Origin of the sequence: Vibrio sp. HB236076, from assembly GCF_040957575.1 — a bacterium.
Classification (GTDB): Bacteria; Pseudomonadota; Gammaproteobacteria; order Enterobacterales; family Vibrionaceae; genus Vibrio.
Genome location: NZ_CP162601.1, coordinates 2437212 through 2450043, shown reverse-complemented (window position 1 = coordinate 2450043; position 12832 = coordinate 2437212). Strand labels below are relative to the sequence as shown.

Genomic DNA, 12832 nt, shown 5'->3' with positions numbered 1-12832 from the left:
TTTTACACACAAACTAGAAGGAATACGCGAATGGCAACGCCTCATATTAATGCTGAAATGGGTGATTTTTCAGATGTTGTTTTAATGCCTGGAGATCCTTTACGCGCAAAATACATTGCCGAAACGTTTCTTGATGATGTTGTTGAAGTGTGTAACGTTCGAAATATGTTCGGTTACACTGGGACTTATAAAGGCCGTAAGATCTCTGTGATGGGACACGGCATGGGCATCCCTTCTTGCTCTATCTACGCCACAGAGCTTGTCAAAGACTACGGTGTCAAGAAATTGATCCGTGTTGGCAGCTGTGGTGCGGTCAATGAAGGTATTAAAGTACGTGATGTTGTGATCGGTATGGGAGCTTGTACTGATTCTAAAGTGAATAGAATTCGCTTTAAAGATCACGATTTTGCCGCAATCGCTGATTACCACATGGTAAGAGCAGCCGAAGAAGCCGCCAAAGCGCGTTCGGTTGATGTTAAAATTGGTAACTTATTCTCAGCAGAGCTTTTCTACACACCGGATCCGGAAATGTTCGATGTGATGGACAAATACGGTATTGTTGGTGTGGAGATGGAAGCGGCAGGCCTTTATGGCGTAGCGGCAGAGTACGGCGTGAAAGCGCTAACCATTTGTACGGTGTCTGATCACATCAAAACAGGTGAGCAAACCACGTCGGATGAGCGTCAAAATACCTTCAATGAGATGATTGAAATTGCGTTAGAGTCGGTATTGATCGGCGACCAAGCTTAAAAGTTATCCCAGCGGCTAGCCATCGCCTCTGGATTAACACACAAGAAAAACCGAGTGTATTGCTCGGTTTTTCTATTTTTAAACTTGAATGTCGAGATGTTCGCTTTGTTGATCGCCTTCGCTGCGCCCTTTGTTTTTAACTTTTTGTTGGTGAACTCGGAGTGGAAAACCGCGCAAAACTTGCTATTGACACCTGTCTCTCTATACTAGCGTCGGCGAACGATGACACTCGCTATATCCACCATTTACAGAAGAAGAAGCCTAACCATGCAAGTTTCAGATTTTCATTTCGAACTGCCAGACGAGCTGATTGCCCGCTACCCTCAACCGGAAAGAACGGCAAGTCGTTTATTGCAACTCAATGGCAACACGGGAGAGTTAAATGACCGTACATTCACCGATGTGTTGGCGCTAGTCGAGCCCGGCGATTTAATGGTGTTCAACAATACTCGTGTGATCCCAGCCCGTCTTTTTGGCCGCAAGGAATCCGGTGGTAAGTTAGAAGTTTTGATCGAACGCATGTTGGATGACAACAGTATTCTCGCCCATGTTCGTTGCTCAAAATCCCCAAAACCTGGCAGTGTCATTTGGCTCGGTGAGCAAGATGAATTTCAAGCAACCATGGTGGCTCGCCATGATGCGCTGTTTGAGTTGCGCTTTGAAAGTGATTTGTCGGTTTTGGATATTTTAAACCAAATAGGCCATATGCCTTTGCCACCTTATATCGACCGTCCCGACGAAGAAGCGGACAAAGAGCGTTACCAAACGGTATACAATGCCAAGCCTGGCGCGGTGGCAGCGCCGACCGCCGGGTTGCACTTTGACCAAGAATTATTGGAAAAGATCAAAGCAAAAGGCGTTGAATTTGCTTATGTGACACTGCATGTCGGCGCGGGTACTTTCCAACCCGTTCGCGTTGATGAAATTGAAAATCATCACATGCACGCTGAATATGTCGAGGTGCCGCAAGAGGTGGTGGCCGCCATTGAAGCCACTCGCGCTCGCGGCAAGCGCGTTATTGCCGTGGGTACCACCTCCGTACGCTCTTTGGAAAGTGCGGCTCAAGAAGCAAAAAAAGCCGGTCATGAAACAATCCAGCCTTTCTTTGGTGATACGGAAATCTTTATCTACCCCGGTTACCAATATCAAGTGGTTGATGCGTTAATTACCAACTTTCACTTACCCGAGTCGACCTTGATCATGTTGGTGAGCGCTTTTGCTGGTTATGATCACACCATGAAGGCCTATCAGCATGCTGTGCAACAAGCCTATCGCTTTTTTAGTTATGGCGATGCCATGTTTATCACTAAAAAAACCGATTGAGTGCACAGGGCGACAGTAACATAGCGGTTACTGGGCTCGCTAGGCACCGTTAGTAAAACTGAGATAGCTCACTCTCTTTACAAAGAGGGTTGTCAATACACCGTCAGACTGTTTCTCTGACCTTGGAGATAGAATGAAATTACAATTTCAATTGTTTAAAAAGAATGGCAACGCACGTCGAGGGCAACTTGCTTTCGAACGCGGTACCGTTGAAACCCCAGCATTTATGCCGGTTGGTACCTATGGTACGGTCAAAGGCATGACACCAGAAGAAGTCAAAGAGACCGGCGCTGAAATTTTGCTCGGCAACACCTTTCACTTATGGCTACGTCCAGGTCAAGAAGTGATGAAATTGCACGGCGACTTGCATGACTTTATGAATTGGCAAGGCCCAATCCTAACCGACTCAGGTGGTTTCCAAGTCTTCAGTTTAGGGGACATTCGTAAAATCACTGAACAAGGTGTGCACTTTCGCAATCCAGTCAATGGCGATAAGATTTTTATGGATGCGGAAAAATCAATGGAGATCCAACACGACCTCGGTTCTGATGTGGTGATGATTTTTGACGAGTGTACCCCGTACCCGGCCACTCATGACGAAGCCAAAAAATCGATGGAAATGTCACTGCGTTGGGCACAGCGCTCACGCGATCACTTCGATAAATTGGGTAATGAAAATTCATTATTTGGCATCGTACAAGGTGGCGTTTATGAAGATCTGCGCGATGTTTCTGTTAAGGGCCTCACTGATATCGGCTTTGATGGCTATGCCGTTGGCGGTCTAGCGGTTGGTGAGCCCAAAGAAGACATGCACCGCGTACTTGAACATACGTGCCCACAGCTGCCTGAAGACAAACCTCGCTACTTGATGGGCGTTGGTAAACCAGAAGACTTGGTCGAGGGCGTACGCCGTGGTATTGACATGTTTGATTGCGTTATGCCGACGCGAAATGCGCGCAATGGCCACTTGTTTGTCACCGGCGGGATAGTCAAAATCCGCAATGCGAAACACAAAGCAGACACGGGACCACTGGATCCACATTGTGATTGTTATACCTGTAAAAATTATTCAAAATCGTATCTGCATCACCTAGATCGTTGTAACGAAATTTTAGGTGCCCGTTTGAATACTATCCATAACTTGCGATACTACCAACGTTTAATGGCCAGTATTCGTCAAGCGATTGATGAGGACCGATTTGATCAATTTGTGACTGAGTTTTACGCTCGTCGCGATCGCGAAGTGCCACCTTTGGCAACCGGCGAGTAAACATGAAGGTGGGGTGGCAGTATCACCTCATGTGACATTTTAGTGATTTAGAGCTAATTTTCCTCTAAAGCGCTTGAAAATCCGTCACCTCACCCCAATTTCTTTGGTAATCAAATAAAAATAAAGAGGATGTTTGATGTTAATTAATAAAGCGTATGCGGCTGCAGAAGGCGCACCACAAGGCGGTGGTTTTGAAATGTTAATTATGCTTGGCATGTTTGCGGTGATCTTTTACTTTATGATCTACCGTCCACAAGCTAAACGCGTAAAAGAACATAAAAACTTGATGGCTTCGATGGGGAAAGGCGATGAAGTCTTAACCAGTGGTGGTTTGGTCGGTAAGATCACAAAAATTGCTGAAGACAACGACTACGTGTCGATTGAACTCAACACTAACAACGAAGTTGTGATCAAGAAAGACTTCGTGACAGCGGTACTGCCAAAAGGTACGCTAAAATCTCTCTAAACAGCTAAAGGATCCTCGCTGTGTTAAATCGTTATCCATTGTGGAAGTACATCATGGTGGCATTGGTACTCATAGCCTCTGCCCTGTATGCACTGCCAAATTTGTATGGTGAAGATCCGGCTGTTCAAGTAACAGGGGCACGTGGTGCCTCTGTGAATATGCAGACGCTGGATTCTATCACTGATGCGCTTGATAAAGCGCAAGTCCCTCATCAATCTATCGCCCTAGAAGACGGGTCGATACTCGTCCGCTTTAAAGACACTGATAACCAGCTCAATGCCCGCGATGTCATCACCGAAACCTTGGGTAATGACGCCGTTGTTGCACTGAATCTCGCACCTTCGACCCCAAGTTGGCTACAGGCGATTGGTGCCTCGCCGCTGAAACTAGGCCTTGACCTACGTGGTGGTGTGCACTTCTTAATGGAAGTGGATATGGATGCGGCACTTGAAAAATTGCAAGTGCAACAAGAAGAAGCCTTTCGTATTGAATTGCGAGATGAGCGTATCCGTTACCGAGCTATTCGCACTGTGGATGATCACGCCGTACAAGTGGTCCTACAAAACGAAGAGCAACGCGATAAAGCCAAGGCGCTTTTGAGCACTAACCATCGAGATATGACGTTTGTCGAGTCCTCTCAGGGCAGCAACCAATTGCTAACCGCGCAATTTACCGAAGAACGTCTACAAGAAATTCGCAACTATGCCGTTGAGCAAAACATCACCATTCTTCGCAATCGCGTTAATGAATTGGGCGTTGCAGAGCCATTGGTTCAGCGCCAAGGTGCTTCGCGTATTGTGGTGGAGCTACCCGGTGTTCAGGACACGGCACGCGCAAAAGAAATTTTAGGCGCCACGGCCACACTGGAATTTCGCGAAGTCAACTCGTCAGCGGATCTTGCCTCTGCGGCGGCCGGTCGCGTTCCGGCTGGCAGTGAAGTAAAAAGCGATCGCAATGGCCATCCTGTGGTGTTGAAAAAACGCGTCATTCTGAGTGGTTCAAGCATCACTGATGCTTCATCGAGCGCAGATGAATACGGTCGTCCACAAGTGAATATTGAGCTAGACAGCGAAGGCGGCAGTAAAATGTCGGCGTTTTCTAAGCAAAACATTGGCAAGTTGATGGCGACGGTCTTTGCTGAGTACAAAGACAGCGGTGAGCGCAATGCCGATGGCAAAGTGATTTTGACCAAGCATGAAGAGGTCATCAATCAAGCGACTATTCAATCGGCATTAGGTCGCAGTTTCCGTATTACGGGCATTGATTCACAAGCAGAAGCCCATAACCTTGCGCTTTTACTTCGCGCTGGGGCTTTGATAGCGCCAATCTCAATCGTGGAAGAGCGTACCATTGGTCCTTCAATGGGAGCGCAAAACATTGAAATGGGGGTCCAAGCTTGTCTATGGGGCTTGATCGCCATTATGTTGTTTACCACGCTTTACTATCGAAAATTTGGTGTGATTGCTTGTGTGGCTTTAATTGCCAACTTGATTTTGATTGTCGGTGTGATGTCCTTGATTCCCGGCGCGACCATGACCTTACCGGGTATTGCCGGTATTGTGTTGACGGTGGGGATGGCCGTTGATGCCAATGTCCTGATTTTTGAGCGTATCCGAGAAGAAATCCGCGAAGGACGCAGTATTCAACAAGCGATTCACCAAGGGTATGCCAACGCATTTAGCACCATCGCCGATGCCAATATTACCACCTTACTGACCGCGATTATTTTGTTTGCTGTTGGTACCGGTGCCATTAAAGGCTTTGCTGTGACGCTATCGATTGGTATTTTGACGTCAATGTTCACCGCTATTGTTGGAACTCGATGTATTGTCAACCTGCTTTACGGTGGCAAACGCATTGATAAATTGTCGATCTAAGGCTGAGGTTGTCTATGTTTCAAATATTAAAAACCGACCATACGATTGATTTTATGCGTTGGTCGAAGTTCAGCTTCTTGTTGTCGACTCTGATGATTGTGGCGTCGATTGCCACTTTGTCGACTAAGTGGTTTAACTGGGGGCTTGACTTTACGGGCGGCACACTGATTGAAGTGGGGTTTGAACAACCCGCCAACCTCGATGTGATCCGCAGCGCCTTGGTGGCGAAAGGTTTTGATGATGCCACGGTACAAAACTTTGGTTCGTCGAAAGAAGTGTTAGTCCGTATGCGCCCACATCCTGAGCTTAAAGGCGATGAACTGGGCCAACAGGTTATGGGCGCCATTCGTGAAGGCACGGGAAAAAGTGTTGAGATGCGCCGTGTTGAATTTGTCGGCCCTAATGTCGGAGATGAATTGGCAGAAGCGGGTGGGTTAGCGATTATTGTTTCGCTTATCTGTATTCTTCTCTACGTGTCGATGCGCTTTGAGTGGCGATTGGCCGCTGGCTCTGTTCTGGCTTTGGCGCACGATGTCATTATAACGCTTGGGGTATTTTCCTTCCTACAAGTAGAAATCGATTTGACCATCGTGGCAGCCTTGTTGACGGTTGTCGGTTACTCGCTCAACGATACCATCGTTGTTTTCGACCGCGTAAGGGAAAACTTCCGTAAAATGCGTAAGGGCGGACCTGCTGAGATCATCAATGCATCCGTGACACAGACACTGAGCCGTACCTTGATCACTTCAGGGACCACTTTGTTTGTTGTTATCGCCTTATTTGTTAAAGGGGGAGCGTTGATCCACGGTTTTGCACTGGCACTCTTGCTCGGTATTACCGTTGGTACTTACTCTTCTATTTACGTTGCTTCAGCCTTGGCGGTGAAATTGGGTATCAGTAAAGAACACTTAATGCCACCTCAAGTTGAAAAAGAAGGTGCCGATCTCGATCCTATGCCTTAGGTCCGGTTCGTTACCGAGATAAAAAAAGCCACTTTAGTGGCTTTTTTTATGTCTGATACCATGCTCACGAGTGACTTTGTATGTTGCGTTATTCACGCGGGTATCGCGATGATCAACCCACAAGGCCAACTCGTGATGTCGATAGTGGGGCGTTAGCAAATTGGTCGTAAAATAAAAAAAGCTTCGTCAATAAGACGAAGCTTTTTTAAATGGTGGCTGACACAGCACTCCGATTTGATAAATAAGGAGTGTGGGTTGCCAAAGTCGAGCGCTTATTTGAACATCGCCGCGTTGCCATTCTCGCGAATGTGCTTGAGTAGGATTTTTACACCACGTGCGTTTGAAGCGACAATATTACCCGACTTCATGTAATCCGTACCGCCGGCAAAGTCTGTGATGATGGCACCCGCTTCACGTGCGATCAGATCGCCTGCTGCGGTATCCCAAGGCTTAAGGCCAAGTTCAAAGTAGCCGTCAACACGACCCGCTGCAACATAGCAAAGGTCAAGTGCCGCTGAACCGGTACGACGGAAGTCTGCACATTCAGTGAACAGGGAAGCAACAATCTTCATGTAGCTTTCTGAATGCTGTTTTGCTTTGTATGGGAAGCCCGTTGCCAACAAAGCACCTTGTAAGTCTTTGTTGTTTGCAACGCGGATACGTTGACTGTTTAGCTGAGCACCAGAACCACGTTGGGCGGTGAACAGTTCGTTTTGCATTGGGTCGTAAACACATGCAACTTCAGTTTTGCCTTTGAAACGAACGGCAATTGAAACAGAGAAGTGAGGTAAACCTTTGACGAAGTTAGCGGTTCCATCCAGTGGGTCGATGATCCATTGTACGTCTTTATCTTTACCGTCAATCATACCGCTTTCTTCTGCCACGATATTGTGCTCAGGGTAAGATTGTTTGATGGTATCGATGATGATCGCTTCAGCTTCTTTATCGACATTGGTGACGAAGTCATTCGTCCCTTTGAGTGAAGATTCGATCTTATCTTTGTTTTCGAGTGATTTGGCAATATGATTGCCTGCTTTTCGCGCAGCGCGAATCGCAATGTTTAGCATAGGATGCATACGATATTTCCCAACGGATGTTAAAGAACAAGTGAAAGCGGGCGAAGTATAGCAGAGTAAAACAAAAAGGGAAGTGGTTATTTTTTGTCCTTTGCTTAGTGAGTGGTGGAAAGGGTGTTATTGATGCGATGCGTAGACAGTAATATTTTGACGTTCGCACGCGTTAATTGATTTTTATGCTATGATCTCGGCCTTTTTATTTGGTGGGGAAAAACATGTTAGACAATGTGAAAATTGTATTGGTTGGCACATCGCACTCCGGCAACGTCGGCTCGGCAGCGCGAGCGATGAAGGTGATGGGCCTATCGGATTTAGTGCTCGTTGACCCGCAATGTGAAGTGGACGCTCAAGCTATTGCGTTAGCGTCAGGCGCTTCAGATATTGCACAAGGGGCAACCGTGGTTAATACCTTACAAGAAGCGGTGGCTGACTGCAGTTTTGTCGCGGGGACAAGTGCGCGCTCGCGTTCACTTGAATGGCCGATGTTGACCGCCAATGAATGTGGGCAAAAAGTCGCTCAAGAAGGCAAAAAACACAAGGTCGCGATTGTCTTTGGTCGCGAGCGTACCGGCCTCAATAATGAAGAGCTACAATGTTGTCATTATCACATTACCATTCCGGCGAACCCAGAATACAGCTCATTAAACTTGGCGATGGCAGTGCAGACTTTGTGTTACGAAGTGCGCATGGCACATTTAGCCGATCAAGCATCACACTATCCTACGCCTGAGGTGCCTGAGTATGCACGCCATGAAGAGTTAGAGCGTTTTTATCAACACCTCGAACAAGTTTTGTTAAAAACCGAGTTTATTTCGGCCGACCAACCCGGACAAGTGATGAATAAACTCCGCCGTCTTTTTAATCGCGCGCGTCCCGATCAGCAAGAGATCAATATTTTGCGAGGTGTATGTCGCACGATTGAAAAGCGCATTGACAAATAATACCTGACTATTTTAGTCAATTAAATACTTGACCAATTTAGTCAAGTATGGGAGTCTTCAAAACATGATAATTTGTGTGGGTATTGTGTTATGAAATTGACTTCTAAGGGCCGATACGCGGTGACTGCTATGTTAGATGTGGCGTTGCACTCGCAGCAGCACCCTGTGCCATTGGCAGATATTTCAGAAAGACAAGGGATTTCTTTATCTTATCTAGAGCAATTGTTTTCTAAATTGCGCAAAGCTGGATTGGTATCGAGTATTCGTGGGCCGGGTGGCGGTTATCGCCTTGGGGCTGAGGCGGAAAGCATTTCAATTGGTATGGTCATTGCCGCGGTCGACGAATCCGTTGACGCAACGCGATGCCAAGGTAGCGCAAACTGCCAAGCGGGTGTGCGTTGTTTAACCCACACTTTGTGGTGCGATCTGAGCTCGCGGATCACTGAGTTTTTGAATAACATCACCTTGGGGGCGCTCATGAAAGATAATGAGGTGCTGGCCATCACAGATAGACAAGGCCTGTCGCTATCAGAAAGCTCAAGTGAAAGCACAAAGCGCTTTTCCCCTATTGGCGTAAACGTTCGCTAGTGTTGTAAATTTTTATCTCGTGCTGAGTTTTATTTTTTCGGAGTAATGCATGAAACTGCCCGTATATTTAGATTATTCGGCGACTTGTCCTGTCGATCCGCGTGTGGCGGAAAAAATGGTTCAATACATGACAATGGATGGCATTTTTGCTAACCCGGCTTCTCGTTCACATCGCTATGGCTGGCAAGCTGAAGAGGCGGTCGATACGGCGAGAGAGCAGATTGCTGATCTCATTAATGCCGATCCAAGAGAGATCGTGTTTACTTCCGGGGCAACCGAGTCCGATAACCTGGCGATTAAAGGGGCGGCTTTGCAATACGCAGAGCAAAAAGGCAAGCATATTATTACCTCTTTGACTGAGCATAAGGCCGTACTGGATACATGCCAAGCCCTTGAAAAAGAAGGCTTTGAGGTCACGTACCTGAAGCCTGACTCCAATGGGTTAATCGGCATAGAAACCCTCAAGGCCGCGATGCGTGATGATACGGTTTTGGTCTCTATCATGCATGTCAATAACGAAATTGGTGTCATTCAGGATATCGCCGCGATGGGTGAGTTATGTCGTCAGCGCGATATCCTCTTTCACGTTGATGCTGCCCAATCGGCGGGTAAGTTGGCGATCGACGTGCAAAATATGGCGGTAGACCTAATTTCTATTTCTGCGCATAAGATGTATGGCCCTAAAGGGATTGGTGCCCTTTATGTACGCCGCAAGCCTCGCCTCCGTTTGGCGGCACAAATCCATGGTGGCGGGCACGAGCGCGGTTTTCGCTCTGGCACCTTGCCAACTCACCAGATAGTGGGTTTTGGTGAAGCGTGCCGAATTGCCAAAGAGGAGATGGAAAGCGATCATCAACACGCAATGGCGTTACGTGAACGTTTTCTTGACAAGATTAAAGACTTACCCTTTGTGACCATTAATGGCGATCTCACGCAACGCGTGGCCAATAACTTAAATTTGGCTTTTGACTATGTCGATGGCGAGTCATTGTTAATGTCACTCAAAGACATAGCGGTGTCGTCAGGCAGCGCTTGTACCTCTGCCAGTGTTGAGCCTTCTTATGTGCTTCAAGCGATTGGGCTTGAACGCGAACTGGCTCACAGCGCATTGCGTTTGTCTTTTGGCCGATACACCACGCAAGAAGACGTCGATTTTGCGGCCGAACACCTTTGCCAGTGTGTGACGCGTTTAAGGGATATGTCTCCGCTCTGGCAAACGTTTCAGCAAGAGAGCGTATCATAATCGAGTCATTAAACCTTTCAGGAGCGAGTAAATATCGCTCCTGATTTTTCTCTCCTTGCCTTTTATTCCTCCTTTACTCATGAACTGTCTTCTCCTTGGTTAAGCAACCCTCTTACTCTCTCTCCTTTGCTATTTGTGCACCTAAGGTCATTTTCATGATTTTAATATTGAGCTACTCAGGGCTTAGGGGCAGAATGGTGGTTACGACAAAGCGATATTCTCAAAACTGTCTCAATTAAAGAGTAAACTGGTGTCGATAAATGCAATCTATTCCAGTATCAAGAGATAACAATGAGGTTGATACCCATCGTATGCCGTCTGTGGTGAACCGTGGGTTTCGTTAAGCTATTTGTTTGAATGACACGCTAAGATATGGCATACGAGACATGAACAAATAGAACAATATCCCTTCGCGAATATGACCTGCGAAGAAAAGACAAGGAGTAAGAATGTCTACACAAATGCCAGTTAGGTTAACACTTGAATCCGCCGCAGAGGTATGGGGCGCGGGCGCTTTGGTTTCTTTTGAAGGAAAAAGTACCTTGATTCACTTTGCTGGAAGCCTTGATAAAATCCAGCAAGCCGCACGCAAACTCAATGCTCAAGGATTAAAGCAAGTTAAGCTTGAAGGTGAGCATTGGGGACTAGAAGCCATTTGGGCCTTTTACTTGGGCTTTCGCACGCCAAAACAATCCCCGCAGATGGAATGGCCAGAATTGGGTGCCGACGACCAAGCTGAATTAGAGGCGCGGATCAAAACATCACAATTTACCTGTGAGCTGATCAATAAAAGCGCGGAAGAAGTCGCGCCTCGTCAATTGGCGACCATGGCTTCTGAGTTTATTAAATCCCTTGCGCCTGAAGGCACAGTGAGTATTCGCATTGTTAAAGACAAGGATTTGCTGACTGAAGGTTGGGAAGGCATTTATGCCGTTGGCCGTGGTTCTGAACGCACGTCAGCGATGCTGCAACTTGATTATAACCCAACAGGCGATGAGAACGCGCCGGTGTTTGCTTGTTTGGTGGGTAAAGGCATTACGTTCGACTCAGGGGGATATAGTTTAAAGCCGTCTAACTTTATGCTGTCGATGAAAGCGGATATGGGGGGCGCAGCGACAGTCACCGGTGGATTGGGGTTGGCCATTTTACGCGGCTTGAACAAGCGAGTTAAGTTGATCCTTTGCTGCGCTGAAAACATGGTCTCTGGCCGAGCGTTAAAACTGGGCGATATCATTCGTTACAAAAACGGTAAATCGGTCGAAATTCTCAATACGGATGCCGAAGGTCGTTTGGTGTTGGCCGATGGATTGATTTATGCGTGTGAACAAAAACCGCAAATGATCATCGATTGTGCAACGTTAACCGGCGCGGCGAAGCAAGCGCTTGGCAATGATTATCACGCGTTACTAAGTTTTGATGAGGGGCTTTCCCAGCGTGCTTTGGCATCGGCGAGTGCAGAACACGAAGGGGTGTGGCCTTTGCCCGTTGCAGAAGCTCACCGCGACATGCTGCCATCGCATTTTGCTGACTTAGCCAATATCAGCCAAGGCGATTACGTACCAGGGGCGAGTACTGCCGCTGCATTTCTGTCTCATTTTGTTGAAGACTACCAGCAAGGTTGGTTACACTTCGATTGTTCGGCAACTTACCGTAAGTCAGGTAATGACAAGTGGGCCGCTGGAGCGACAGGTGTCGGTCTTCGGACTTTGGCGCGTTTACTTAACGAATAAGTAAGAAAAAACCTCGACACCAGTGTCACTTACATTGGAAAAGAATAACAATTAAAGGAAATACCATGGCGATAGAAAGAACCTTTTCAATCATCAAGCCCGATGCGGTCGAAAGAAACCTCGTGGGCGAAATTTACAATCGCATCGAAAAAGCGGGACTGACCATCATTGCCGCGAAAATGGTGAAGCTAAACGAAGAACAAGCGAGCGGTTTTTATGCCGAGCATGAGGGCAAACCGTTTTTTGAACCATTGAAAGAGTTCATGACCTCTGGCCCTATTATGGTACAGGTCTTAGAAGGGGAAAATGCCATTAGCCGTTATCGTGAATTGATGGGCAAAACCAACCCTGAAGAAGCGGCAGCAGGAACACTGCGAGCTGATTACGCAGTGAGCATGAGATTAAACTCGGTACATGGCTCTGACAGCCCTGAGTCGGCTGAGCGCGAAATTGCGTTCTTTTTCCCGGATTCAGAAATTTGTCCCCGCGGATAAGTTAACAAACCTCAGCCCTTGCTGAGGTTTTTTTTATTGCATTGAGCTTGGGCAAAGCCTTGTTGAAAGTGTGTAAAGGCTGTACAATTCGCGCCCTTATTTCCCGTTTCGT

12 protein-coding genes are annotated in these 12832 nt (G+C 47.1%); 11 read left to right on the top strand and 1 reads right to left on the bottom strand.

Translation table 11 applies throughout. From position 1 onward, the window contains the following. Positions 1–30 precede the first annotated feature (30 nt). The 6 genes from deoD (at position 31) to secF (ending at position 6648) form a co-directional block, all read left to right on the top strand. The gene (gene deoD / locus AB0763_RS10695) at positions 31–750 is read left to right on the top strand and encodes a purine-nucleoside phosphorylase (protein ID WP_306100695.1); all 720 of its coding nucleotides are present in this window, start codon (positions 31–33) and stop codon (positions 748–750) included. Positions 751–1017: 267 nt separating this feature from the next. Next, positions 1018–2073 carry a tRNA preQ1(34) S-adenosylmethionine ribosyltransferase-isomerase QueA gene (gene queA, locus AB0763_RS10690; RefSeq protein WP_306100696.1) on the top strand — a complete coding sequence of 352 codons (1056 nt, stop codon included), beginning with the start codon at positions 1018–1020 and terminating at the stop codon, positions 2071–2073. A 133-nt stretch (positions 2074–2206) separates the two neighbouring features. Further along, on the top strand, positions 2207–3343 hold the full coding sequence (gene tgt, locus AB0763_RS10685; protein WP_306100697.1) for a tRNA guanosine(34) transglycosylase Tgt: 1137 nt from the start codon (positions 2207–2209) through the stop codon (positions 3341–3343). Positions 3344–3479: 136 nt separating this feature from the next. Next, a complete protein-coding gene (gene yajC, locus AB0763_RS10680; RefSeq protein ID WP_306100698.1) occupies positions 3480–3809 on the top strand; it encodes a preprotein translocase subunit YajC in 330 nt (109 codons plus the stop codon). 20 nt (positions 3810–3829) lie between these two features. Beyond that, positions 3830–5686, top strand: a complete 1857-nt coding sequence (secD, locus tag AB0763_RS10675; protein WP_306100699.1) for a protein translocase subunit SecD — start codon at positions 3830–3832, stop codon at positions 5684–5686. Positions 5687–5700: 14 nt separating this feature from the next. Continuing rightward, complete coding sequence (secF, locus tag AB0763_RS10670; RefSeq protein ID WP_306100700.1) at positions 5701–6648, top strand: protein translocase subunit SecF; 948 nt, start codon at positions 5701–5703, stop codon at positions 6646–6648. A gap of 272 nt (positions 6649–6920) precedes the next feature. Here secF and suhB read toward each other — a convergent pair whose 3' ends face one another. Next, complete coding sequence (gene suhB, locus AB0763_RS10665; RefSeq protein ID WP_306100701.1) at positions 6921–7724, bottom strand: inositol-1-monophosphatase; 804 nt, start codon at positions 7722–7724, stop codon at positions 6921–6923. Positions 7725–7939: 215 nt separating this feature from the next. On the opposite strand from suhB, the gene trmJ reads away from it, so the two are divergent. From trmJ to ndk, 5 genes are all read left to right on the top strand, one after another. Further along, on the top strand, positions 7940–8665 hold the full coding sequence (gene trmJ, locus AB0763_RS10660) for a tRNA (cytosine(32)/uridine(32)-2'-O)-methyltransferase TrmJ (protein ID WP_306100702.1): 726 nt from the start codon (positions 7940–7942) through the stop codon (positions 8663–8665). 90 nt (positions 8666–8755) lie between these two features. Continuing rightward, positions 8756–9253, top strand: coding sequence for a Fe-S cluster assembly transcriptional regulator IscR (gene iscR, locus AB0763_RS10655; protein ID WP_306100703.1), 498 nt, complete (start codon positions 8756–8758; stop codon positions 9251–9253). A gap of 49 nt (positions 9254–9302) precedes the next feature. Then, complete coding sequence (locus tag AB0763_RS10650) at positions 9303–10496, top strand: IscS subfamily cysteine desulfurase (RefSeq protein WP_306100704.1); 1194 nt, start codon at positions 9303–9305, stop codon at positions 10494–10496. A gap of 449 nt (positions 10497–10945) precedes the next feature. After that, the gene (gene pepB / locus AB0763_RS10645; RefSeq protein ID WP_306100705.1) at positions 10946–12226 is read left to right on the top strand and encodes an aminopeptidase PepB; all 1281 of its coding nucleotides are present in this window, start codon (positions 10946–10948) and stop codon (positions 12224–12226) included. 65 nt (positions 12227–12291) lie between these two features. Then, positions 12292–12720 (top strand): nucleoside-diphosphate kinase, encoded by a 429-nt coding sequence (gene ndk, locus AB0763_RS10640; protein ID WP_306100706.1) that lies wholly within the window; start codon positions 12292–12294, stop codon positions 12718–12720. The last annotated feature ends 112 nt before the right edge of the window (positions 12721–12832 follow it).